Below are 25,932 nucleotides of genomic sequence, written 5' to 3' on the forward strand. Positions count from 1 at the left end.
AGCGAACTCTAGTTAATAGAGTTCGCTTTTTAAAATTATAGAGTGAATGATTGCTGTTTCCATTTGATATCCCTAATATCACTAATGACCACCGAAATAAGCTCTTCATCTTTCTTCATCCATAACAAGTTATGATCTACTTCATGGATTTTCCCTTTTATCACTTGCACGTCAGTCACGACTTCGATCGGTTGATATAACTCTTTGCGAAACGGATGGTCTAAATACTCCAAGTTTTGCTGAATATGTGGAATTACCAACAACTTCTCTTTTACAGGATCGTCCAGTACAGGTGGCTCTATTCTCCTCTCTACGTTTCTTGTGTGCTCCATTTCAAAAACAGACGTGCTCTCTTCTTCAGGTACAGGTTTATAAATATACTTCCTAATCACCGGACTGTTAACAAACAATAACGGCTCTTCATGACGCATCTTCATCACATCCTTTTCGTCTAGCATATGTAATCAAAAAGCCTAACGTTCCAAGAACAACAAAAAAGCACCCATCGTTCACAAGGAGCCGATGAATGCTGTTGCTAAGCCAAGATAGATAATAATACTAATAACATCATTAAGTGTTGTGATGAATGGACCTGAAGCGACTGCCGGATCCACTTTGATTTTGTGCATAAATAATGGAATGAATGATCCAGAAATTGTAGCGACAAAGATGGACACAAGTATAGCTGCTCCAACCAATAACGCGATAATTAGTTCATGTTTCCAAACGAATATTAATAATATGACAAATATCGCACAGACCAAACCAGTAATTAGCCCAGTACCGGCTTCTCGAATGAGTAACTTAAATTTACTCTCGTCTTCAATATCTCTTGTCGCAATACCGCGGACCGCAACAGCCAATGATTGCGTACCACTATTTCCAGCAGTTCCTGCAATTAGCGGAATGAAGACCGCTAACAAAGCGACTTGAGAAATTGTTTCAGTAAATAAATCAATTAAATTAGCTGTTAACATACCTAGAACGATCAATGTGATCAACCAAGGTATTCGTTTCTTAGCTGCAGAAAAAGAGTTCTTATCAAATGTATCCATCGTAGAGACACCGGCAAGTTTGGAATAGTCATCCGATGCTTCTTCATCAATAACGTCGATAATGTCATCGACTGTAATAATACCTAAAATATGTTGTTGGAAATCAACAACAGGAACAGCTAGGAAATTATAATCCTGTATTGTTCGCGCAACGTCTTCTTGGTCATCAGAAACGGAAACACTAACTACACGATCGCTCATAATATCCCGAATTAACGTGTCTTCATCTGCAATGATCAAGTCACGAAGCGAGACGACACCTGTTAGACGTTGACTATCGTCTACTACGAAAATATAGTAAACCGTTTCAGCGCTTGGAGCTTCACTACGCAAAATTGTCATCGCGGAACGAACGGTTGAATTCTCAGATACTGTGACAAATTCCGTCGTCATGATTGATCCAGCTGTATATTCTTCATAGTGTAGCAATGCTTTAATCTGAATCGCTGCTTCTTTATCCATTAACGTTAGATAACTAACGACTTGCTTTTTATCAAGTTCTTTCAGGACATCAACTGCATTATCCACAAACATGTATGAAATCATTTCTGCAGCGTAAGTCGCATCCATCTCTTCAAGGAACTGTTTATATTCATCTTCCTCAATTTCACTTGTCTCAAAAACCTCCGCAAGTTCTCTTGGTGATAAATAAAAATACATTAATTCCCGAAGTTCTGCACCAACTTCTTCATAAAAAATTGCACGATCATACGGGTGAAGAGCCAAGTATTCTTGTCTAAACGCATGGATATCTTCCTCAACAAGTAACGATTTCAACTTCGCTTCATCCAAGACCTTTTCATTTTTCAGTTCATCTAGTGGGGTTACCATGATTTCACACCGTCCCTTCTACGCTTATAGGACGCCCCTTACTCAATAGCGTACTATAATTATTTCCTTAAAAATTATTATACTAGACTGCTTCAAACTTCGTTAGAAGAATCTAGATCATTTTTAATCATACGCTACTTAGCACTTTGTTGTAAAAATGCATTCAAATCTTTAGGTAAAGGACTTTCGAACGTCATACGTTCCTTCGTGAGTGGATGAAGGAAACTGAGGGAAGAACAATGCAATGCCTGGCGTGCAAAGTTACAATCTGTAGCCTCATATAAATCATCGCCAACTAACGGATGACCTAGCCACTGCAAATGAACACGAATTTGATGTGTCCTTCCTGTATGCAATGTTAATTCTACAACAGTAAATTCACATGAATCATGAACATACGTCCCTTTCACCAACACATCTGTCTTCGCATACTGCCCATCTTCACGCACTGTTCGCTCAATGATACTTCCAACCTTCCTACCAATGGGTTGCTCAATCGTCAAAAAAGAGGAAGTGATTCTACCTTCTACGAACGCTACATAGCGCCGCTGAAAAACATTTTCATTCATCTGCTTACTCAACAGATGATGGATATGCCGATTCTTCGCTACACAAATGACACCGGACGTATCCGTATCAAGTCTCGTCACTATATGTGCAGTAGAAGGAACCCCTTCTGCTTCAAACTTTCCACAGACGAAGTTTGCTAGTGTGCCCGAAGGATGATTACGTGAAGGGATCGTACTTTGACCAGCAGGTTTATCGAGTAATAAAATCGTCTCATCTTCATATAAAATGGACATCTCTCCAACCTCTGGCGTGAGCCCTTCGCTTAACTGCTCAGGTGGAAATACAATCGTCACCTGATCGCCTGCTTGTACGATATAGCGAACGTTTTGATGCTGTCCATTGACCAAGATCGAACCACCTGTGTATTTAATAGCCGTCAATGTAGTCTTGGATATTTCTTTCTTCGTCAAAAAATTACGGAGCATCATGGTCTCTGCCACTTCAAAGTCTAATTGAAATAAAGTCTTAGTTTTTCTTTTCATCATCTTCACGTTCAAAGATTAAATCACTCGCCACGAACGATTCATTTACTCGCATCCAGAAAGGAAACGGTCTAAAACGAGCAAACCCCATTTTTTCATTGGCCACTTTGTATTCAATTGACTTTACATCTTTATGAAGCAATTGCAGGTGATCCACTGTGACCATGAAGTCTGGACCTTTTACCGGCGTCAACGTGCACACATGATGATCGGGCAAAATAAGTGGTGAACCTACTGTACGGAAAACACGGTTATTAATAGAAGCCATTTCTGTCAGTTGCATAGACGGTAACGAAGGATGGATAATCGCTCCACCAAGTGATTTACTATATGCAGTAGACCCTGAAGGTGTTGACATACAAAGCCCATCTCCTCTAAAGCGTTCAAAATGTTCACCATTTAATTCTACGTCCATTACCAATGTCACATCAGGTGATTTCACCGTAGACTCATTTAGCGCCAAATAAGAAGCACTTTTTTCGGAATGTCGATAATTGATCGTTACTTCGAGCAATGGATATTCAACTACTTCAAATTCCTGTCGAGCAATCAAAATAACTAACTTCTCAATTTCAGAAGGTTTCCAATCGGCATAAAAACCTAAATGCCCTGTATGAATCCCAACAAAAGATGTTTTATCTAGTCGGTGTATGTATTTATGGAAAGCATGTAGTAACGTCCCATCTCCACCAATCGACAACACAATATCCGGCTCTTCTTCATCGTACTTCAAGCCAAAATCTCGTAAATAAACTCTTGCTTCTTTCATCAACTTATTCGAAATCTCATCGTTTCGCGACTGAATTGTGAACTTCATTAGGTCACTCCCCTTCCTTTTCTGAAATTCAATAGCCATTATTAATCAACCTGCTCTAATACTGGTTGAAATACTTCTTCAACCGCAGCGCTGAATTCTTCACCATAATTATGATTACCCTCAATATTGAAAATCAACGCCTGTAGTTCTTCTTTTAACCCTTCCATAGGAAGCGTCTCTTCATTACACACTAAAATGGGGTGAGCATCTTTTAGAAGTACGTCTACTAGCCCATTCCAGCTATCTTGCGAAAAATAAGCATAGCGATATCCCGACTCATGATCAAATACATAAACGAATGAATGTCGGTCTGTGTCAGTCAGCATTTTTCCGGTTGGCGTACCTAAAGGCCACTCCGCATCAGGATTTAAAATGAAGTGTATTTCATTACCCTGCTGATCTATATTTATTATTTTATTTTGCCTATCCAAGTTGACCACTTCCTTAAATAAAGTCTTTACGTTCAGTCTACCATATGCCACTCATTGTTGCATTTTGTAATTGCCCATTCTGCAACGAAAATTGGTATAATGAAGATGAACAAACTTATTAAAATTAAAACTTCTTAATATATAGGAGGAATGAGTATGAGCCTACCCCCACTAAACATGCGGTTACTTCTTGAACTTAATACATTACAGACTCTCGGAGCGGTACAGTCTTTCGGTACTAGATCATCGGGTGACTCCAATGAATTCCAGTTATTACTTTCACAATTGATGACTGAAAGCACAATGGGCCGTGTCCAAACGCCTTCATTAGCAAATGACAGCCTACTTTACCAAGGCGAGGCCTATACACCATCGATTTTACCTGCCATCTCCCTACCTATCCCCTTACCTGAAACTAGCACGACAGGAAAAGGACAATACGGAGATATTATTAAAGAAGCAGCAACTACATACCAACTGCCCGAGAAATTGATTTCAGCAGTCATCAAGCAAGAATCTAATTTCAACACCCACGCCACTAGCTCTGCGGGTGCAGGCGGGCTTATGCAACTCATGCCAGGCACAGCAAAATTCCTCGGTGTCACTGACCGCTTCGATCCAAAGCAAAACATCATGGGCGGTGCCAAATATTTACGCAGTATGCTTAATCAATTCGGATCGATTGAAACAGCTCTAGCCGCATACAATGCTGGACCAGGAAACGTTAAAAAATATGGCGGAATCCCACCGTTTAAGGAAACACAAAACTACGTAAAAAAAGTCATGCACTACTACGGACAAAAGGTTTGAACGCAGTAAATTTCTCAATTACAATCAGCTAGTTGAATTCCTTCATCTACATACGGTTGACCTAGTACAATCACCCACTAAAATTCAACTGCTATATAACAATTTTTTATAAATAAGCTCTTTTATTTGTATAGAAAATCGTTCGTTGATAGAATAAAGACACAGATGAATGAAGGGGTGTGAATGTGATGACCCGAAAACCAGTCATCCCTTTTGAGGAGATCGGCGAGAAAAGGTTAAGCGAACTAATAGAACGATTCTACGCAAAAGTGGCGGTGCATCCGGATCTCTATCCGATATTCCCTGAAGATTTAACCGAAACAATTCGGAAACAAAAACAATTTCAGACACAATATTTAGGGGGCCCTAACCTGTTTACAGAAGAACATGGCCATCCCATGATGAAAGCACGACATATGCCGTTCCCTATTACACCTACTCGCGCGAAAGCATGGCTAGCATGCATGGCGGAAGCAATGGATGAAGTAGGACTGGAGGGACCACTGCGTGATGTCTATTACCAGCGCCTTGTCTTAACAGCCAATCATATGGTAAATAGGAACGAGGAGGAAGACGAGTGAACTATCTAACTGCTATCGATGATACGTTACACTATTCTGCTTCAGCAAAGCCCATTGAACTTTATGTATTTTTAGATCCTTACTGTAAGGATTGTTGGTCACTGCAGCCAATCTTACGAAAATTGCAAGTCGAATACGATCATTACTTCACGTTAAGAATTGCGTTGCGAACGCCATTACCTAAACTTAACGTTCCTTACTTATGCGATTCAAAAGATTCTAGCCCTACTAAAAGCTCCAATCCTTGTTTTCCAAGTATCGCTGTCAAAGCTGCTGAATTCCAAGGAAAACGAGCAGGATTTCGCTATTTATCCTGTTTATTAGAGTATTCATTCTTAAAAAAACGAGATGTATCCTCTTTTTCAGTACTTGTGGAAATTGCGGCACGCATCAATATTGATGTGGATGAATTTATTGCAGACTTCACATCTGCGGAAACGTTGCGCGCATTACAAGTAGATATGTTTCTAGGTAATGAAATGGAAGTTGCCGAAGCCCCTACTTTTGTCTTTTTTAATAGTAATATTGAAGATGAAGGCTTGAAAGTAAGTGGTCGCTATGATTATGCGATTTATGAACAGATTTTAGAGGAATTGATCGGTGGACAAATCTTACCTGATATGCCTCCATCCATCAGCTCCCTATTCAACCGCTTTGACTTACTAACGACTAAGGAAGTAGCTGAAATCTATCAAATTACCGAAAAAGAAGCAGAACGCGAACTAAAGAAGCGTCTGCTAAAGCAACAAATCGAACGTATTCCATTTCAAGATCGTACATTATGGCGCAAAAAACAGCATGACTGCTCTCTATATTAAACAGCACTTTTAACCAATCCAAAGCCTTCCGTATGAGGGCTTTGGATTTTATTTTATATAAGCTAATGTTTGTGGTAAAGATACCGTTACTCTTCGTTTCATCAGTGTATACTTCTAAAGATAGTGAAGCGGAAGTTCCGTCGATCACTGCAAGTAGGCCTTAAACTGTTTGGAGTTGGTATCCAAATATTATTATTTTCACACAAAAAGAAAAGAGCATTCTCTCCTGGGGGGGAGTGAATACTCTTTTTCAAAGGGAATGGGAGAAATGTTCACGTTCAAACAAAAGGGGTGTATGTTTGGTATGTGATTTATTCCACAACATAACCATATCATAAATGACTTATGAGTTCAACAATTTACATCGATTGTACACAAAAATCGATACATATTGTCGAAATATACAGTCTTTGATTACCCTCTCTTTTCCAATAACCGTTCCAGTTCCTCTAATCTCTCTTCAAAGACACGACAAGCCTCTTCAATCGGCTGTTCTGAAGTCATATCAACCCCTGCTTTTTTCAATACTTCAATTGGATAATCAGAAGATCCAGCTTTCAAGAAGTTAGAAATATAACGTTCAACTGCCGACTCTCCTTCTTCAAGGATTTGCTTGCTCAGTGCTACTGCCGCACTATATCCTGTTGCATACTGGTAAACATAATAATTGTAATAGAAGTGTGGTATACGAGCCCATTCCAGACCAATTTCTTCATCATTTACTATAGCATCGCCATAATATTTCTGATTCAGCGCATGGTATTCTTCCGTTAACTTTTCTGCTGTCAAAGGCACACCTTCTTGATCAAGCACATGAATTAAGTGTTCAAATTCAGCAAACATCGTCTGTCGGAATACAGTCGCTCGGAAGCCATCTAACCAATGGTTGAGTAAATAAATTCGTTTGTCTTTATCTGTCGTCACTTTCAATAAGTGATCGTTCAATAAAGCTTCGTTTACAGTAGATGCCACTTCCGCTACAAAAATCGAATAACCACTATAAATAAACGGCTGATTTTTACGTGAATAATAACTATGCACACTATGACCAAATTCATGCGCTAGCGTAAACAAGTTATTTACATTGTCTTGCCAGTTCATCAAGATATACGGGTTCGTTCCATACGAACCAGATGAATACGCCCCTGAACGTTTTCCTTTGTTTTCACGAACGTCTACCCAACGGTTCTCAAGACCTTCCTTGACGATTGAAGTGTAGTCTTCTCCTAACGGGTGGAAACTTTCTAACATCGTATTTTTTGCTTCTTCATACGTGTATTTAATTTCTGTATCTTCAACAAGTGGTGTGTAAATGTCCCACATATGCATTTCATCCAACTGCAAAACTTTCTTACGTAACGCTACGTAGCGGTGTAGTAAGTTTAAGTTTTTATGGATTGTGGAAACTAAGTTCTCATACACTTGTTCTGGAATATGATTGCCTGATAAAGCCGCGTGTCTCGCAGAAGTGTATTTTCTAATTCTCGCTTTGACATTATGCGCTTTGACGTTTCCGCTTAGTGTCGATGCAAATGTATTTTTAAATTCACCATATTTCGCATACATTTCTTTGAATGCTGCTTCTCTAACTTTGGCATCTTTACTTTCCAAGAAACGTGAATAACGACCATGTGTTAGTTGAATTTCATTGCCTTCTTCGTCTTTTATTAATCCAAACGTCAAATCCGCATTGTTTAGCATGCTAAATGTTTCGGCAGAATTGCCTGTTACCTCTGAAAGTTGTGCCAGTAATTCTTCCTGCTCGGCAGAAAGAATATGCGCGCGCTCAGCATTCAATTCTTCAAATTCTTGTTTATATAGACGTAAACCTTCATGAGATTCAATTGTTGCGTTCAATTGCGCTTCGTCTATCGCAAGCAATTCAGGTGTGAAATAAGACAATGCCGTAGACACTTTTACGACTAAAGACTTAATGCGCCCATCCATCGCCTGATAGAAACCATTCGTTGTGTCTTGGTCTGTCTTCAAGTGTGCATACGTGTACAATCTACGTAAACGTTCAGCTAGCTTATCCCGATAAGTTAGTGCTTCAAATAGTGGTCTTGCCCCATTACCAAGTGTTCCTTTATACTGTTCAGCTTCGTTCACCATTTCTTCGATTTTACGGTATTCTTTATCCCACGCTTCATCTGAAACGAAGATATCCTCTAAGCGCCAAGTTTCCTCTTCAGATACTTCGTCACGCGTTAATACTTTATGTTCATTCGTCAATCAAATTCCTCCTTCAGCCTGTTACCCATAATTGATTCCACTATATTTTCTCAATACTTCGCATGCATTGCAAGAAAACGCCCCAAAAGGATTTCCTGAACGTAGTTACCGCCTAAGTATTTATCCAGTCGATAGATATCTATGCGTTCTTGACGCAAAAAATCCACATAGTTTACGCAAGCTTCCAATTGTTTTTCATCATCCCCTTCAAACTTTTTTATGAAGGAACGATAAAATGAGCGATCCAATTGAAATGGGGTCCTTCGTGTTTCACGCATAGCCGCAATTAGTAGAGCTTGCCATTCACAATCCGATTGCTTAAAAGTTTCCTGCCCTATCGTTGGCACACCGATCCATGTAGGTAGATGAATAGGTTGCACTCGCATTTCATAACACGCACGCAAAAATTGATTATGAACTCCTCTATGATTATACCCAATAACCGAACGAAGATACTTGCGGCGGGCTTCTTGATAGTGACGCGTAAGTTCTTGAACGTCTTTTTCAGCAGGTGCTGCTGGCAGTGCAAACGGGAGGGATTGATGACGTATACGCATGATTGAATGAAGCAAGGCATACGTAGATCCTTGGAGATGGATCATATGGCTGAGGTAATGGAATTGTTCGCTGGACGGATTGTACGTGAGAAGCAACGGCACACTACTACCTGTCCGGGCATGTGTGGGACGAATAAAAAATTGTTGAAATTGGGATAGACGAATGGAAAGTATATGAGCGGAAGACGAACGTATGGCGGGTGGAGTGATGATAATCCAGATGGGTTGCATATCAAGCATATGGTAGCCTTCGTTACGTTGTTGGACAAGTTCGAGAGGGATAACACTACATTGAAATTCGATCGGCACGTGCGTTTCTTGCCAAGTAACGAGTAGATCGGGTCTTTGACGAATGTCGGGTAGGAATGGTTCTAGCTTCACTTCGGTTTTGTGACGTAGGAAAAGTTCATGGAGTTGAGCTTTGCCGAGTAGATGGGTTGGGGATTCCCCTTCTGAGAAGCTTTCGCGGCAGTTGGTTTGTTGATAGTGTGCGAAGTGGGGAATGACGATATCGCCGACTTTTAGTTGTACTTTTTCTTTGCATTGGGAACAATAAAAAGTTTCGTTTTTACGCCACTCACGCAGTTCAGGAAGGGACATGTTTCTAGTCAATACGACTGTTTGTCCTTTGGCTGTGTGGGCTGTTAACAAATGACTCACGCTCCTTTTAACTATATTTTACGAATTGTCGGGCTATTTGGCAAGTGTTAGTTTCTTAGGGTGGATCGTTGCTCGACTCTTTTTCGATACTCGAGGTAGTAAAGGTCGGTTTCCTATCAACGCTTCGGCACGTGGGGGATTGCCTCCCACAAAGAGCCAACTAGCAAAGGGCGCTAGCTGTCTCTTCGTTTCGGCTGACCCCGCAGTTGTGCCTACGCTAGTGAGTACAGGGGAGATTGGATGGGTTTCTGTACATAGGAAAACCAGTTTGTGATGTGACGTAACTCGACTCTTTATCGTTACTGAAGTTGGTAAAGGTCTGCTTCCTATCACCGCTGCGGCACGTGGGGGATTGCCTCCCGTCATGAGCCAACAAGCGAAGGGCGCTAGTTGGCTCATGGCTCCGGCTGACCCCGCAGTTGTGCCTACGCTTTTGAGTACAGTGTAATTTTGTAGTCTTAGGAACTTAGCGAATTTCACTTTTTGCCTTCAATGTACAAGGCTAACTAATAACTACACAAAAAACGAAGGCGCCTTACAAGCGGTAGGCGGAGCGATGAGACAGAGAGGCGATCTTCTTTCTGGCTCATCGCGGGAGCCATCCGCCAGCGCCGGAGTGGGTTCAGTGATGAATCACTCCCCTATGTACAGTGACGTTTTGAAGTGTCCAGAACTTACTAAATCCCTTACCAACTTCAAAAAGCTAGGCTATTTACTTCTCCTCACTAAACGAAGGCTCCTTACAAGCGCTAGGCGGAGCAATAAGACGGATAGGTGCACTTCCTTTCTGGCTCATTGCGGGAGCCATCCGCCAGCGCCGGAGTGGGTTCAGTGATGAATTACTTCACTACATACAGAAGCAGATCAACGTGTCTAGTACTTACTGAATCACTAACCAACTTCAAAGTGTTATGCCACTTACTTCCCCTCACTAAACGCAGCCACCAGCGATGATTTGGTTCAGTGACAAATACTATATATTCTTTAATTAGTTAATACAAAAAAGCTACCAGTTGCCTGGTAGCTTTTTAGAATGCTATGAGAAAAATTTATTTATTTGGGCGAAAACGTCGGACTCCATAACGACTGTACCGTATTCTTCTACCCGATAAATAGACATTTTAGACGGTGTACCGTATTCAGTAACTATACTCGCTATATCCTTGGCGCGTTTCTTCTCAATCAGAGAATAGTCGAAACGTAAGTTGAGATAATAACGATCTTCGAATGCAAAGATCTGCGATTCAAATGGATCTTCGAGTGAAATCATTTTAGAAGCTAACGGAATCAACTCATCAAATTCATTGAATACAAACAATCTGTTACTGATTTGCAATTCTTCTTCACTGTCATTTTCCTCTTCTTTGATTGCATCAAAAATTGGATCAAATAATTCTTCTGGATCTTCGATACCAAAAGGAAATTGTGAGGACTCTGCGTTTTTCGGTAGATGTGCACGCGTAACAATTACTTCAATACCTTCATTCATTGCATTGACTTGAATCCAAAGCGGACCTTCCACTTCAAACTCCGTATCGTCGCCAAGCTCATCCATCATATCCCAAAAAAGCTCTTCGCTTTTATCTCGATTATACCAAACGTCTTCTTTACTAAAGCCACGCTCTTCAATATCTCCATAAGAAAGATAAAACTTTACCGTGTTTTCGTTAATGCGCTCTATTTCCATCCCTTATCTCTCCCTTCTGTAGAACAGGCCCTCCCCTGTCATATGATGAACACTTACTTGCAATGCTTACTATTACTATATGTCGACACAACCAGTTTCGAAAGGGTTTATTACAATATACCTTTTTATACGTAAGCATTGAAGCAAAATGCCTAGAGGAATACAAGGGAATTTTCAATTCAAAAAAGCCGATAGGCACAAATGTATCCCGTGTCATCCCTATCAGCTTTGTATTAGATTAGTTAACCATACGCCGCGCTTCGAGCAGCTGATAGGCCCTAACTTTTCTCGGTAGGAATCGACGAATCTCATCTTCATTGTATCCTACTTGAAGTCTTTTTTCATCTAGAATGATTGGTCTTCTTAATAGACCTGGATGCTCTTGAATTAATTCATATAATCTTTGAAGTGGAAGACTTTCCACGTCAACATTTAGTTTTTGGAAGATCTTAGATCGTGTAGAAATAATTTCATCTGTTCCATCTTCAGTCATGCGAAGAATTTGTTTGATTTCTTGAATATTCAATGGCTCTGAGAAAATATTACGCTCAGTATAAGGAATCTCATGCTCCTCCAACCATGCTTTTGCTTTTCTACAAGATGTACAACTAGGTGATGTATAAAGTGTAACACCCATTCATTGACACGTCCTTTCCAATTGGCTTGCGCTCAGTTAGATTTAATATGTTTACAATTTAGTTTAGAATTATTATAATTTATCTTTACAATACCCATTATACACGTAATCATTCTCAATTAATATACTTTTTCTAAAAAAATTATACAGAATACAAACTTTCTCAAATTTCTACAAACCTTAAAAGAAACATGTAGTTTTCTGCGATAAATGCATATCTTCTTCTTTTATACCCAGTAATTAATCGTTTTAAACCTATGCAATAAAATAAAAGCATTCTCATTTAGATAAAATGTTTTACCATTCCTTCTCTTAATTATAGTACGTACAGATGTACTAAAAGGTTTCATTTTCCATCAATTACTTTTACTTTTTCTCAATAAAATTTGCATTGAGTGAAAAAAAGCTCTATAATTTTAAGCAATAAGCGAATGGCAATGAAGGAAAAAGTATTTTTGCCTCGGTTTTCTCAGAGAGCTTGTCTTAGGTGGAAACAAGCAAAACCGTACAAAAAGAATGGGCTCCTGAGCTTGATGGATGAACACGAGTAGTCCGTCACGTCTTCCCGCGTTAAGGGATTTGAGCGGCTTTTTATAAAGCAATTCGGGTGGTACCACGGTTACCTTTTCATCAATCGTCCCTATTTACAGGGATGACTGGTGTTTTTTTATGCCATTTTTTAGTTCTTTATTTATCAAAAGGAGGAAACACACTAATGAAAACAATTTTTTCTGGCGTTCAGCCAACAGGTGTCATCACTTTAGGTAATTACATCGGTGCATTCCGTCAATTTGTTGAGCTACAAAATGATGAGGACTGCATCTTCTGTATCGTCGATCAACACGCGATTACGGTACAACAAAATCCAGATGACCTTAAAAAAGCGATTCGATCACTAGCCGCTACATATATCGCAAGTGGTATCAATCCAGAAAAGTCCACGTTATTCATCCAGTCAGAAGTACCCGCACATGCACAAGCAGGCTGGATTATGCAATGCGTTTCATATATCGGTGAACTTGAACGCATGACACAGTTCAAAGATAAATCTGATGGCGCTGAAGGTGTCTCTGCTGCCCTATTGACATACCCACCATTAATGGCGGCCGATATTCTGCTCTACAATACAGATATCGTTCCAGTAGGAGATGACCAGAAACAACATTTAGAGTTAACACGGGGCTTGGCTGAGCGATTTAACAGTCGCTACGGTAAAGTATTGACCATTCCGACCGTTCGTATTCCTAAAAACGGTGCGCGTATAAAATCTTTACAAGATCCTTTAAAGAAAATGAGTAAATCCGATCCAAATAAAAAAGCGACGATCACTATTTTGGATACGCCAAAAGAAATTGAAAAGAAAATCAAAAGTGCTGTGACTGATTCAGAAGGTATTGTAAAATTCGACGTAGAAAATAAACCAGGCGTCTCAAACCTGTTGATAATTGAATCTTCATTGAGTGGTGTATCTATCGCCGACTTAGAAGCTAAATACGAAGGTCTTGGTTACGGAGCATTTAAAGCAGGTGTAGCCGAAGCAATTATCAAGCACTTAGAAGGTATCCAGAAACGTTATTATGAATTGATCGAGTCACCTGAACTAGACGAAATCCTCGACCAAGGTGCAGTAAAAGCAAATGCCATCGCAAGCGCCACTCTTAAAAAGATGGAGGCTGCGATGGGCTTGGGACGTAGACGGTAATTACTAGCAGTACAGTCGCTATAACGAGCAGCGTAAAATCGCTAGACTGTAGGATAAACAATAAAATTTGCCGATAGTCATAACCTAGCGCGGAGTAGTTTAAGTAAAAAAGTAAATTCGCGAGTGTAATAACAATGATGCAATAGCTTAATATGAATAATAGAAAACGCGTCACACGAATCCTCGTCCTTTATCATTTTCTTTCATCATATGTATAAGGATAGGCTAATTAGACGAGCATTCTTTTCAAAAGCCGAGTAAAAGTAAAAAGCCGCTAGAACATCTGTCAATGAACTTACTATGACAGTTGTTTTTTAGCGGCTCTATTTTACGAGTGGAAGGATTTAGTAACTTCAAGCCACTTCAAAAAGCCACTGTATATAGAGAAGTAATTCATCACTGAACCCACTTCGGCGCTGACGGATGGCTCCCGCAATGAGCCAGATAGGAAGAGCACCTATCCGTCTTATTGCTCCGCCTACCGCTTGTAAGGCGCCTGCGTTTAGTGAGGAGAAGTAAATAGCCTAGCTTTTTGAAGTTGGTAAGGGATTTAGTAAGTTCTGGACACTTCAAAACGTCACTGTACATAGGGTAGTGATTCATCACTGAACCCACTGCGGCGCTAGCGGATGGCTCCCGCAATAAGCCAGATAGGAAGGGCGCCTATCCGTCTTATTGCTCCGCCTACCGCTTGTAAGGCGCCTGCGTTTAGTGAGGAAAATAAATAGCATAGTATATTAAAGTTGAAAGGTTTAATTCGGTAAGTGCCAAAGCCCACTAAAACTACACTGTACTCATTAGCGTAAGCACAACTGCGGGGTCAGCCGAAACAAAGAGACAGCTAGCGCCTTTTGCTAGTTGGCTCTTTGTGGAAGGCAATCCCCCACGTGCCGTAGCGGTGATAGAAAGCTGAACTTTACTACCTTCAGTACCGGAAAAGTTAGTAAGGGCTTTAGTAAGTTCTAGACACTTCAATCCTCTACTTTATAAAGTGAAGTAATTCATCATTGTACACACTGCGGCGCTGGCGGATGGCTCCCGCAATAAGCCAGATAGGAAGAGCGCCTATCCGTCTTATCGCTCCGCCTACCGCTTGTAAGGCGCCTACGTTTTTTAAGTAGTAGTTAGCAAGTACATTGATGTCAAAAAGTGAAATTCAGTAAGTTTCAAAGACTACCAACACTACGCTGTACTCACTAGCGAAGGCACAACTGCGGGGTCGGCCGAAGCCAGGAGACAACTAGCGCGCCTTTTGCTAGTTGGCTCATGGCGGGAGGCAATCCCCCACGTGCCGAAGCGTTGATAGAAAGTTGACCTTTACTAACTTTAGTACCGTTAAAAAGTCGTGCAACGATCCAACACAAAATGGTTTACCTTTGTACCAAAGCCCACTAAAACTACTCTGTATTCAAAAGCGAAGGCACAACTGCGGGGTCAGCCGAAACAAAGAGACAGCTAGCGTCCTTTGCTAGTTGGCTCTTTGTGGGAGGCAATCCCCCACGTGCCGAAGCGATGATAGAAAGCTGACCATTACGAACTTCAGCACCCTAAAAAAGGCGTGCAACGATGCGACATAATCTTAGTAGTTCGTCAGCGATTCAGTAACTTCAAGCCACTTCAATTCGCTTCTGTATATAGGGAAGTAATTCATCACTGAACCCACTTCGGCGCTGGCGGATGGCTCCCGCTTGTAAGGCGCCTGCGTTTGGTGAGGGAAAGTAAGTAACATAGTGCGTTGAAGTTTAAAAGTGAATTTTATAATGTTCCAAAGCCTACAAAAACTACACTGTACTCACTAGCGTAGGCACAACTGCGGGGTCGGCCGAAGCCATGAGACAACTAACGCGTTCTTTGCTAGTTGGCTCATGGCGGGAGGCAATCCCCCACGTGCCGCAGCGATGATAGAAAGCTGACCTTTACTAACTTCAATAACGTAAAAAAGTCGAGCAACGACAAAAAAGAGCTGTAGCAAGAAGTTTAAAAAACTTCTCGCCCAGCTCTTTTCCAACACTTTATATCTTCTTAAACACCAACGAAGCATTATGACCGCCAAAGCCCAACGAGTTACTCATCGCATATGTGATATCCGCTTTACGCGCTTCATTCACCACATAATCCAAATCACATTCAGGATCTGGCGTTTCGTAATTCGTTGTCGGAGGAAGAATACCCTCCTGCAGCGCCTTCACAGTGAAAATCGCTTCAATTCCACCTGCCGCACCGAGCAAATGACCCGTCATGGACTTTGTTGAACTCATTGCTAATTTATACGCGTGATCACCAAACACCGTTTTAGCCGCCATCGTTTCAAACAAATCATTATATGGCGTACTCGTACCATGCGCGTTAATATAACCAACTTGTGTCGGCTCCACTCCTGCTTTAGCAAGCGCTTGACGCATCGCGCGAGCGCCACCTTCTCCACCTGGTGCAGGCGCAGTAATGTGGTGTGCATCTCCAGTAGAACCATAACCTACGAGTTCAGCATAGATTTTCGCTCCACGTTTAACCGCATGCTCATACTCTTCTAAAATTAGAATCCCAGCACCTTCACCCATTACGAAACCATCGCGGTTCTTATCAAATGGACGTGATGCTTTTTTAGGGTCTTCATTAAGCGACAGTGCAGTGCTTGCGATGAATCCTGCTACAGCAAGTGATGTAATAGGTGCCTCTGTTCCGCCTGTGATCATAACATCTGCATCCCCACGAAGAATAACTTCAAACGCATCTCCGATTGAGTTCGTTCCGGAAGCACATGCAGTTACCGAACAAGAGTTGATTCCTTTTGCGCCTGTGATAATAGAAACTTGTCCTGCCGCCATATCCGGAATCATCATTGGAACGAAGAATGGGCTGACGCGTCTATAGCCTTTTTCTTGAAACGTTAGGAATTGAGCTTCATGTGATTCCATTCCACCAATACCAGAGCCGATCCATACACCCGTACGCGGTGCTAGTTCTTCGTCTAAGACTAGATCTGCATCTTTCATTGCCATTAATGCGGAAGCAACCGCATAATGTGTGAAACGGTCCATTTTGCGAGCATCTTTACGTGAAACGTACTGTTCAATATCAAAACCTTTTACTTCTGCCATCGCACGTACAGGAAATTTTTCATGATCTAATCTTGTCATGATGTCAATTCCGGATTTGCCTTCAATGACTGCTTTCCAAGACTCTTCAGCTGTATTACCTACTGGTGAAACTCCACCGATTCCCGTTACCACTACACGTCTTTTTTCCAATGTTAAACTTCCTTTCTATCGTTAACTTTTATTTATTCGTTTGTTTACTTACCCCATTTTATACATAAGCCGCCCCATGTCAAGCCGCCACCAAATCCTACCAAGACAATAATGTCATCATCTTTAACGCGTCCTTCTGCAAGATCGTCTGATAATGAAATCGGAATAGATGCCGCGGACGTGTTGCCGTATTTATGAACTGTGCTTGACATCTTTTCGGTTGGTAGACCTAAACGTTCGCGTGAAGCTTCCATAATACGGATATTTGCTTGATGTGGAACTAAGTAATCTACATCGTCTTTCGTCAAGCCTGCTTTTTCTGCAACCGAAACCGCTGTTTCACCCATCTGACGAACCGCAAACTTAAATACTTCACGACCATTCATTTCGATGAACTCTTTACGGTGAAGATGTTTACCACCTGAACCATCTGCACCTAGTTCGAATGAAAGAATTCCTCTTCCTTCACTTACTTTTCCTACAACCGCAGCGCCTGCGCCATCACCGAATAAAACTGCGGTGTTGCGATCTTCCCAATTGACGATTTTAGATAGCTTTTCAACGCCTATCACAAGCACATAATCGTACGTACCCGCTTCGACAAATTGCTTTGCCGTCACGATACCATAAATAAATCCTGCGCATGCTGCAGATATATCCATCGCTGCTGCACCTGTTGCACCTAAACGTTCTTGTACCATCGTAGCAACTGATGGGAATGTATAATCCGGTGTTACTGTTGCAACTAGAATGAGGCCCAGTTGATCTGGGCGAATATTCGCTGCTTCAAGAGCATCTTTAGCCGCTTCGTATGCCATATCTGATGTATCTATAGTTTCGTCAGCAATTCTACGCTCTTGAATTCCTGTACGTGTACGAATCCATTCATCGGATGTGTCTATTCTTTTTTCTAAATCTGCATTTGTTACAATCGTTGGTGGGACAAACTTTCCAATCCCTAGAAGTCCTGCTTTCATATCATCTACCCCGTTCCTTATCATCTATTATTAGTACCTGGTGTTAATTATAGAAGAAAATCACTCGTTTTTCAATAAGAGGACACTTTTCCGTCAAAATTTCTGTATATAATCATTTCATCGTTCGGATAGGCTATGGTATGATGTAGATTGAAATAGACTAGTCGAGGTGAAAATCATGCATTATATTATGACATTTGTTTGGTCGTTCCTATTAGTATCGATGTTAAACTACGTTGCAGGTTCAATTGGTGGTACTGAATTTGACTTTATGGCGGGCGTTACCGTCTCTATCGTTTTGGCTATCTTTGTATTGGTTATCACAGCAATTATTCCAAACGATTCTCCAGCAGACGTTTGACATCCAAAAAAGCGTACGAACTGATATCAGTTCGCACGCTTTTTTTATATTATTATACGGGTTTTACAATCTGTACAACTAATTGTTCATCTTCCATCGTCAAGTGTATTTGCTCATGTTCTTGCAAACCACCTTTAATTACTTGTTTGGCAACCTTTGTCTCTACATATCGCTGGATAAAACGTTTTAATGGACGTGCTCCGAAATCAGCATCTGCCCCTTCTTTCACAATCCAATCCACTACGTCCTCATCATACGCTAACGTAACATCTTGTTGCTCTAAACGTTTTTCCAAATCTCCCAACATTTTGCGAGTAATCGCTTTGAAGGAATCAGTAGTTAGTGAATGGAAGATGATAATGTCGTCCATTCGATTCAATAACTCTGGCTTGAAGTGACCACGTAATGCTGCCATGATCAAATCTTCCTTAGCATGCTCATCATCTTCTAAGTCCCCATCAAGTAAGTACGCAGAACCGATATTAGATGTCATGATGACGACCGTATTCGTGAAGTTCACTAAACGACCTTGGCTATCCGTAATCCGTCCATCATCCAAAATTTGAAGTAAAATATTTGCTACGTCTGGGTGAGCTTTTTCGATTTCATCTAACAAGACGACCGCATATGGATTACGGCGAACGGCTTCTGTTAATTGACCGCCTTCTTCATATCCTATATATCCTGGAGGCGCTCCGACAAGTCGTGATACACTATGTTTCTCCATATATTCCGACATATCTATCCGAACAAAATGATCCTCCGAATCGAATAATGTAGCTGCCAACGTCTTCGCAAGTTCTGTTTTACCTACACCCGTCGGTCCTAAGAAGAGGAATGATCCAATCGGTTTATTCGGATCTTGGATACCTGCACGTGCACGCCATACAGCTTCTGTTACGAGTTGCACCGCATTGTCCTGTCCAATGACACGCTCTTTCAATGTTTCATGCAAACGCAGTAATTTCTCACGCTCACCTTCAACGAGTTTCGTAACTGGAATGCCTGTCCAACGTGCAACGATGGATGCTATTTCTTCCTCTGTCACTTCTTCACGCAATAAGCGGAGATCCTGACTACCTTCCAATGGACTTTCAAGTTCTTTTAATTCTTTTTCCAACGTTGGGATTTTACCATATTGTAATTCAGCGGCTGTATTTAAGTCAAAGCGACCTTGTGCTTCTTCTAGCTCTCTACGGTAGCGATCAAGTTCTTCACGCTTGCTTTGTACGATTTTTAACGCTGCTTTTTCTGAATCCCACTGCTCCCGCATATCTTTTGACGAATCTTTCAGTTGCTGCAACTCATCACGTAATGTTACTAAACGAGATTGACTCATAGAATCTTTCTCTTTCCGTAACGCTTGTTCTTCAATTTCCAACTGCATAATACGACGAGTCACGGCATCCAATTCTGACGGCATGGAATCAATTTCTGTACGAATCATCGCACTTGCTTCGTCGATCAAATCAATCGCTTTATCGGGCATGAAACGCTCCGTTAAATAACGATCTGATAATGTCGCTGCTGCAACTAACGCGCGGTCATGAATTCGTACACCGTGGTGTAATTCAAAACGTTCTTTCAATCCACGCAAAATAGAAACCGTATCTTCAACAGAAGGTTCCCGTACCAATACTTGTTGGAAACGACGCTCAAGTGCAGGATCTTTCTCGATATACATCCGGTACTCATCAAGTGTTGTCGCACCGATACAGTACAATTCGCCTCTTGCAAGCATTGGCTTCAACATATTCCCTGCATCCATCGCGCCTTCCGTTTTACCAGCACCGACAATTGTATGGATTTCATCAATGAATAAAATGATTTCTCCCGCGCTGTCTTTAACTTGTTTCAAAACACCTTTCAGACGTTCCTCAAACTCCCCACGATACTTCGCTCCTGCAATCAATGCACTCATATCTAGTTCGAAAATTTGACGATCTTTTAATCCTTCAGGTACGTCCCCTTTTACGATACGTTGGGCTAATCCTTCAACAATCGCTGTTTTACCAACACCCGGTTCCCCAATTAACACGGGATTATTTTTTGTTTTTCTAGATAATATTCGAATGACGTTTCGTATTTCTTCATCCCGGCCAATAACCGGATCCATTTTACCATTTTTCACTTCATCGACTAGATTACGACCGAATTGCTCTAACGGTGTGCGTTGATCTTCTTGTGTGCTGTCCATTCTCATAAACATCCACCTTCCGTCTATTTGACTTTGACTATCTTTGACTAATTTGATTATAGTACGTTTTTCTCCAGAAGTAAATCGTTTTGCTTGGGATCTAACTTATCATTTCACCGATCTTTTTCACAAAAAAAACGCTTGTATAGTACAACCGTTTCAAGTGGTAGACAAAACAAATTGTTAGTAGTGAGTTACTTTATGATTGCTTCGAGATTTATGTATTCAAACGCTACAGAAGAGGACGCTTTCTGGTGTCGCCCCTTCTGCAGCGAGAGCCCATAGATAGATTACACGAATTTTGAGACTTTGAATTTGTGCTTCTTCTTTACTTTTTCAAGTTCAAGTGCAAGGACCAAGTAAAAAGCCGAATATTCCACTCACTACCTTCAGAAGAAAACACCAGTGAAGCGAAGTGCAAGGTGGCGACTCGGGGAGGATTAGCCCGACAGGTGAGACAACCAGGGGAGCAAGAGCCGTTGCGAAGTACGGCTTTTGCGAGTAAAAGCGAAGCGTTAGGAGCACAGTTGCCTTAATTTCTGCACAGACCGCAGAAATTAAGGCAAAGCGAACACTTCGCTGTTCGCTTGGCTCAACGCGGGCCCTCCCGAACGCGTCCGCCTGGAACGCAGTGAAACGGTAGCCTTCCACTCTCCCATTCATTTATCTACAAGTAGTAAATGGTTATACTAATTTTCTTGGTGCGACTACGACTCCATCTTCGTCTGCATAGACATAATGTCCAGGCGTCCACTCAACGTTACCGAAATGCAGCACTTCATCACGTTGACCTTCGCCACGCTTGATACTTTTCACTGGCATGCTTCCGATTGCCATGACACCAATTTCTTGTGTGCCAAGATCCGCTGTATCACGTGCGCATCCGTAGATAATCACACCTGCTAGTTTACGATCTTGCGCGATTTCACCGAGCATGTCCCCCATCAATGCACAGCGTTTTGAACCGCCACCATCCACTACTAGTACATTACCTTCTGGAATTGTCTGAAGTGCTTCTTTCACCAAGACATTATCCTCGAAGACTTTTACTGTAGAAATGGGTCCTGAAAATCGACTATGTTTCCCGTACGACTGAAACTCCACCGTACATACTTGTAATTCATCGATGAAATCATCACACAAATCTGCTGTTTTTACTGACATTTTCCTATTCCCCCTAGAATATTCTGTTTGACGTTACATCTATAGTATTCGACATATTTTTGCAATTCCTTTTTTTTACGACTGAAAGTTTCCATAAAAAAACCATACTGCATGCAGTATGGTTTAACTTTCTTATCGTACGCCAAGTGCCATCTTTGCATAGCGTGACATATTATCGCGAGACCATGGTGGGCTCCAAACGATATTTACTTCTGTATCTTTTACTTCAGGTAGTTCCATTAACTCCTGTTTAATATTTGCTACGATTTGTGGCCCCATTGGACAACCCATGGAAGTCAATGTCATCGTAATTTTCGCTACTCCTTCATCAAGTAGCTCAGCGTTATAAACTAACCCTAAATTGACAATGTCAACTCCCAACTCTGGGTCAATGACGTTTTCTAACGCGCCAAACAAATACTCTTTCATTTCTTCTGCGCTCATCAGAATGCTCCTCTCTGGTGTGTGGTACTTCTATCTTACCAACATACTACCTTGCAATCAAATGCTGTGCAAGCCAATCGACTGCAGTTAGCATTCCAGGCCGTGAAACTGCATGACCCGCTTCTTCTTCAGCCATCCACCGAAGACGCTCTGGATTTCCATTGTACTGTTGCTGAATGTCTGTGTAAAATTCTTTCGTGAACTCAAACGGTACGAGTGTATCCTGTTCGCCATGCCACATAAATAGCGGGCGCTGATTGAGTCTGCTTGGATTTTTCGATAGGTCCACTCGTTCAAGTGCATCAAATAGTTTCTGACGTTCTGCTGGTGTAATAGGTAATTCCTGTCCCCCACGTTCTGCATAAGCGATTTGCCCTGTAGCGAGACGCACGAATGCCGGTGAACCCATCATGACCGAAGCTGTATCAATCCAGTCATAACTTGCCAAACAACCGAATGTCGTGATCCCCCCCATTGACGTCCCCCCCATACCAATCTTCGTCTGTTCATCTACTAGATTTCTTTCCTGCAACTCCTTATAAAGAACGTCCGCTTCTTGAATAGAAGTTAAAACAACTTCCCAAAAACGCAACGACAGATGGAATGAATCCATCGATTCTGAACGTTCTCCATGCAACATCGCTTCTGGTAAAATGACACGCATTCCTCGCCTCGCTAAATTATAGGCATAGTGCAAGTTATGCTCTTTGGCACTATTGAATCCATGAAAAAACATAACGACCGGAACACGCTCTTGCTCCTTTGACTCCTCTACAATATGAAGTACAGGGATATGTTTCCATTGTTCTGTGCGTATAATCATTTCAATTCCCCATTTCTAACGATCCTATACTATTATTTTAGGATAGCAACATCTTCTAAAGAAAACAAAAATAACACCTTATTGTTCGATTTTTTGACTTACTTAATACATAAGGGCTAAACTAGAAAGACAGAATAGACAAATTTAATAGTACTCATACTCGTTAGGAGAGAATTCGTTGAAACCACATTTAATCGTTCTAGACTTAGATGGTACGTTATTGACAGATGAAAAAGTGATTTCACCTAAAACAAAAGAGACCCTGAAAATCGCTGCGTCACAAGGTCATCACGTGATGATCGCCACTGGTCGCCCTTATAGAGCAAGCGAAATTTATTATCAACAACTAGAATTGACTACACCAATCGTGAACTTTAATGGTGCATTTGTTCACCATCCAAATGACCGCTCTTGGCAAACCATTCACGAAACTATTGCATTACCGATCGTTAATGAAGTTGTTGAAGCGATGCAGAACTTTCCCGTAGAAAATATCATTGCGGAAGTGATGGATGATGTCTACGCTCAATACCATGACGAACGATTCTTGGATATCTTGAGCTTCGGTAATCCCCTCATAACGGCGGGCGATCTCCGAACTTCATTGAAAACAGACCCGACTAGCTTACTTATCCAAGCCGATCAACTAACCGTTGATCCGATACGCCAACATCTTGAAGACATCCATGCAGAAGTCATCGATCATAGACGTTGGGGTGCGCCATTTAACATTGTAGAAATCGTCCGCCACGGCCTTAACAAAGCAGTCGGTATTCATGCAGTGTCTAATTGGTTAAACGTGCCAAAAGACCGCATCATCGCATTTGGCGACGAAGACAATGATCTTGAAATGATAGAATATGCGGGATTCGGCGTTGCAATGGGAAACGCGATTGATGAATTGAAATCAATCGCAAATGAAGTTACATCTACTAACAATGAAGACGGTATTTCACTCATATTAGAAGACAGACTTTCTTTAAATAAACTACGAGTCATGTAAGGGGGAAACTAAATGAAAATTTTTGCTGACAGCGCATGTGATCTACCATTATCTTTCTATGAAGAAAACGAAGTAGAGCTATTTCCGTTGAACGTCCTACTAAACGGTAAAGAATATGAAGATATTATAGAAATCAATTCTACTGAAGTATTCGACGCCATACGTCGCGGACAGCAACCAAAAACTTCACAAGTCTCACCTATCAAAATGCTGCAAACATGGAACGACCTCGCTGCGTCCGGTGAAGAAGGCATCTACATCGCTTTCTCCTCACAGCTTTCAGGTACATACCAAACAGCTGTCATGACGAGCGAACAAGTAAAAGAAGAACATCCTTCTTTGAATCTCATCATCATAGACTCTAAATGCGCATCACTTGGCTACGGTATACTCGTTAAAGAAGCGGTGCGACTGCGCAACGAGGGATGTAACGTACAAGAAATCGAACAGAAAATCCGGTTCATGGCTACACATATGGAACATTTATTTACCGTAGAAGATCTGGACTACTTAGCAAAAGGTGGACGTGTTTCTAAAGCGAGTGCGTTTATTGGTGGTCTGCTAAACATCAAGCCTTTACTTCACGTAGAAGACGGCAAGCTCGTACCGATTGAAAAGCATCGCGGACGAAAAAAAATATTACGCCGCATGATTGAAGTGATGGAAGAACGCGGCAGCAATCTAGAACAACAAACAATTGCTATTAGTCACGGAGACGACTTGACTTCCGCTAAAGAATTCCAAGAGATGATTGAGGAAGTCATCCAACCAAAAGCAATTGAACTCTACCAAGTCGGTTCGGTCATTGGTTCCCATGCTGGTCCGGGGACACTTGCATTATTTTTCTTGAATAAAACCGAGTGAATCGAAAAATAAGTAAGAAATACGTATATCATTACTCTGCGTTTTACTGGAACATCTATCCCAATCCACTTATAATTTCAGACTTTCATTAATACATTAAACAGCCCGCCTGCAAATTCGCAGACGGGCTGTTCTTTTATAAATCCGTATTGTTGTTCTGTTTCCCTTTACGTATAACCGCGAATAAGAATAACGTGAACAATATAACAACTAACAAAGAAGCAATCAGATAAGGTGTATTGAAACCATCATCATCTTCCACTAGATAAATCTCTGCAAGTTCTCGTTCAACTACAATATGGTATTCATTATCTTTCGTTTGCTTGATCAAGTCCTGACTTAGTACTCCACGAAGTTTCTTATTCACACCAATTTGAGCAGGATCCATTTGGAAGCTTTTCAATTCAGAAGTGTTGTTAATCGCAATGATCCACTTCTCTTTTTCAGAAGAACGTTCAAAGACAATAAACCCATCTTCATTATGCAATATGTTAAAATCGCCGGTACGTAAAGTTTCTGAGTCATTTCGAAGCGTATTAAGATCGCCAATCCATTCATGCAATTCCATATCCGTCTTGAAGTTGAAGAACGGATGTGATTCCGGTGCTTCTTTACCGTTTACTGCAATCTCTGTTGCGTAAGGTGTCAACGGAACACCCGGAAGCATGAATTGTGCTGTTGTTGCTAATTTCCAGCGTGTCGGTGGGAACTGACGCAACTCGACCATTTTGTAAGTGAAGCGTGGTCCTGTTAAATCGTCTAACTGTAACAATTTCCCTGCGTTGTCGTTCGAGAACACATTAAGCGCAGAGGAATCTGGATTTACTTGAACAAACGCTTCTTGTATAGCCTTACTAGGGACTTCAGCTGGTGTACTGTCGAATGCTGCTTCACTTGACTCATTTGTAATAACGTAGAAGCCTTCATGAGCATCTTTCAACGTAGCGATTAGCTTATTAAGAAATGCCGTATCCGCTCGAT

General features: G+C 41.3%; 23 protein-coding genes, 1 pseudogene and 1 other annotated feature. Of the genes and pseudogenes, 7 read left to right on the forward strand and 17 right to left on the reverse strand.

Translation table 11 applies throughout. The features are described from left to right. Positions 1-35: 35 nt before the first annotated feature. From ORD22_RS01315 to ORD22_RS01335, 5 genes are all read right to left on the reverse strand, one after another. Positions 36-431: a hypothetical protein gene (locus ORD22_RS01315; RefSeq protein WP_317644038.1), complete on the reverse strand. Its 396-nt coding sequence runs from the start codon at positions 429-431 to the stop codon at positions 36-38. A 78-nt stretch (positions 432-509) separates the two neighbouring features. Continuing rightward, the gene (mgtE, locus tag ORD22_RS01320; protein WP_317644039.1) at positions 510-1,886 is read right to left on the reverse strand and encodes a magnesium transporter; all 1,377 of its coding nucleotides are present in this window, start codon (positions 1,884-1,886) and stop codon (positions 510-512) included. Between the two features lie 134 nt (positions 1,887-2,020). Next, positions 2,021-2,884, reverse strand: a complete 864-nt coding sequence (locus ORD22_RS01325) for an RluA family pseudouridine synthase (RefSeq protein WP_317644040.1) — start codon at positions 2,882-2,884, stop codon at positions 2,021-2,023. A gap of 37 nt (positions 2,885-2,921) precedes the next feature. Continuing rightward, complete coding sequence (locus ORD22_RS01330) at positions 2,922-3,755, reverse strand: NAD kinase (protein WP_317644041.1); 834 nt, start codon at positions 3,753-3,755, stop codon at positions 2,922-2,924. Positions 3,756-3,796: 41 nt separating this feature from the next. After that, positions 3,797-4,186: a UPF0738 family protein gene (locus ORD22_RS01335; protein ID WP_317644042.1), complete on the reverse strand. Its 390-nt coding sequence runs from the start codon at positions 4,184-4,186 to the stop codon at positions 3,797-3,799. 156 nt (positions 4,187-4,342) lie between these two features. Here ORD22_RS01335 and ORD22_RS01340 point away from each other — a divergent pair, with 156 nt between their 5' ends. The 3 genes from ORD22_RS01340 (at position 4,343) to ORD22_RS01350 (ending at position 6,395) form a co-directional block, all read left to right on the forward strand. Then, positions 4,343-4,996, forward strand: coding sequence for a lytic transglycosylase domain-containing protein (locus tag ORD22_RS01340; protein ID WP_317644043.1), 654 nt, complete (start codon positions 4,343-4,345; stop codon positions 4,994-4,996). A gap of 188 nt (positions 4,997-5,184) precedes the next feature. After that, positions 5,185-5,577, forward strand: a complete 393-nt coding sequence (locus ORD22_RS01345) for a globin domain-containing protein (RefSeq protein WP_317644045.1) — start codon at positions 5,185-5,187, stop codon at positions 5,575-5,577. Beyond that, positions 5,574-6,395, forward strand: coding sequence for a DsbA family protein (locus ORD22_RS01350; protein ID WP_317644046.1), 822 nt, complete (start codon positions 5,574-5,576; stop codon positions 6,393-6,395). Before ORD22_RS01345 ends, ORD22_RS01350 begins: the two co-directional genes overlap by 4 nt. A 414-nt stretch (positions 6,396-6,809) precedes the next feature. On the opposite strand, the gene pepF is transcribed toward ORD22_RS01350, so the two are convergent. From pepF to spxA, 5 genes are all read right to left on the reverse strand, one after another. Further along, complete coding sequence (gene pepF, locus ORD22_RS01355) at positions 6,810-8,627, reverse strand: oligoendopeptidase F (protein ID WP_317644047.1); 1,818 nt, start codon at positions 8,625-8,627, stop codon at positions 6,810-6,812. Between the two features lie 50 nt (positions 8,628-8,677). Beyond that, a complete protein-coding gene (locus ORD22_RS01360) occupies positions 8,678-9,835 on the reverse strand; it encodes a competence protein CoiA (protein ID WP_317644048.1) in 1,158 nt (385 codons plus the stop codon). Between the two features lie 42 nt (positions 9,836-9,877). Then, positions 9,878-10,243 (reverse strand): hypothetical protein, encoded by a 366-nt coding sequence (locus tag ORD22_RS01365; protein WP_317644049.1) that lies wholly within the window; start codon positions 10,241-10,243, stop codon positions 9,878-9,880. A gap of 637 nt (positions 10,244-10,880) precedes the next feature. Next, positions 10,881-11,531 (reverse strand): adaptor protein MecA, encoded by a 651-nt coding sequence (gene mecA / locus ORD22_RS01370; RefSeq protein WP_317644050.1) that lies wholly within the window; start codon positions 11,529-11,531, stop codon positions 10,881-10,883. Positions 11,532-11,769: 238 nt separating this feature from the next. After that, positions 11,770-12,168, reverse strand: a complete 399-nt coding sequence (gene spxA, locus ORD22_RS01375; protein ID WP_009765721.1) for a transcriptional regulator SpxA — start codon at positions 12,166-12,168, stop codon at positions 11,770-11,772. A gap of 428 nt (positions 12,169-12,596) precedes the next feature. Beyond that, positions 12,597-12,813: a binding site (T-box leader), on the forward strand. 70 nt (positions 12,814-12,883) lie between these two features. On the opposite strand from spxA, the gene trpS reads away from it, so the two are divergent. Then, positions 12,884-13,870 (forward strand): tryptophan--tRNA ligase, encoded by a 987-nt coding sequence (trpS, locus tag ORD22_RS01380; protein ID WP_317644051.1) that lies wholly within the window; start codon positions 12,884-12,886, stop codon positions 13,868-13,870. A 2,012-nt stretch (positions 13,871-15,882) separates the two neighbouring features. On the opposite strand, the gene fabF is transcribed toward trpS, so the two are convergent. Then, the gene (gene fabF / locus ORD22_RS01385) at positions 15,883-17,118 is read right to left on the reverse strand and encodes a beta-ketoacyl-ACP synthase II (RefSeq protein ID WP_317644052.1); all 1,236 of its coding nucleotides are present in this window, start codon (positions 17,116-17,118) and stop codon (positions 15,883-15,885) included. Between the two features lie 44 nt (positions 17,119-17,162). Further along, the gene (locus ORD22_RS01390) at positions 17,163-18,095 is read right to left on the reverse strand and encodes a beta-ketoacyl-ACP synthase III (protein WP_317644053.1); all 933 of its coding nucleotides are present in this window, start codon (positions 18,093-18,095) and stop codon (positions 17,163-17,165) included. 178 nt (positions 18,096-18,273) lie between these two features. Between ORD22_RS01390 and ORD22_RS01395 the strand changes: the two genes are divergently transcribed. Further along, on the forward strand, positions 18,274-18,456 hold the full coding sequence (locus ORD22_RS01395; RefSeq protein WP_317644054.1) for a YjzD family protein: 183 nt from the start codon (positions 18,274-18,276) through the stop codon (positions 18,454-18,456). Positions 18,457-18,508: 52 nt separating this feature from the next. On the opposite strand, the gene ORD22_RS01400 is transcribed toward ORD22_RS01395, so the two are convergent. From ORD22_RS01400 to ORD22_RS01415, 4 genes are all read right to left on the reverse strand, one after another. Continuing rightward, the gene (locus tag ORD22_RS01400; RefSeq protein ID WP_411567606.1) at positions 18,509-20,653 is read right to left on the reverse strand and encodes an ATP-dependent Clp protease ATP-binding subunit; all 2,145 of its coding nucleotides are present in this window, start codon (positions 20,651-20,653) and stop codon (positions 18,509-18,511) included. 684 nt (positions 20,654-21,337) lie between these two features. Then, a complete protein-coding gene (rraA, locus tag ORD22_RS01405) occupies positions 21,338-21,817 on the reverse strand; it encodes a ribonuclease E activity regulator RraA (RefSeq protein ID WP_317644056.1) in 480 nt (159 codons plus the stop codon). 132 nt (positions 21,818-21,949) lie between these two features. Then, positions 21,950-22,261, reverse strand: coding sequence for a metal-sulfur cluster assembly factor (locus ORD22_RS01410; protein WP_317644057.1), 312 nt, complete (start codon positions 22,259-22,261; stop codon positions 21,950-21,952). Between the two features lie 46 nt (positions 22,262-22,307). Further along, positions 22,308-23,084, reverse strand: coding sequence for a prolyl oligopeptidase family serine peptidase (locus ORD22_RS01415; protein WP_317644058.1), 777 nt, complete (start codon positions 23,082-23,084; stop codon positions 22,308-22,310). A 178-nt stretch (positions 23,085-23,262) separates the two neighbouring features. Here ORD22_RS01415 and ORD22_RS01420 point away from each other — a divergent pair, with 178 nt between their 5' ends. Together ORD22_RS01420 and ORD22_RS01425 are read left to right on the forward strand one after the other, a co-directional pair. Beyond that, positions 23,263-24,087, forward strand: a complete 825-nt coding sequence (locus ORD22_RS01420) for a Cof-type HAD-IIB family hydrolase (RefSeq protein ID WP_317644059.1) — start codon at positions 23,263-23,265, stop codon at positions 24,085-24,087. Between the two features lie 12 nt (positions 24,088-24,099). Beyond that, on the forward strand, positions 24,100-24,951 hold the full coding sequence (locus ORD22_RS01425; RefSeq protein WP_317644060.1) for a DegV family protein: 852 nt from the start codon (positions 24,100-24,102) through the stop codon (positions 24,949-24,951). A 136-nt stretch (positions 24,952-25,087) separates the two neighbouring features. Here the strand turns inward: ORD22_RS01425 and ORD22_RS01430 are convergent. Beyond that, positions 25,088-25,932 (reverse strand): annotated as a pseudogene (locus tag ORD22_RS01430) (alpha-amylase family glycosyl hydrolase); the annotation flags it as partial.

The sequence above is a fragment of the Sporosarcina sp. GW1-11 genome, from assembly GCF_033088395.1.
GTDB lineage: Bacteria > Bacillota > Bacilli > Bacillales_A > Planococcaceae > Sporosarcina.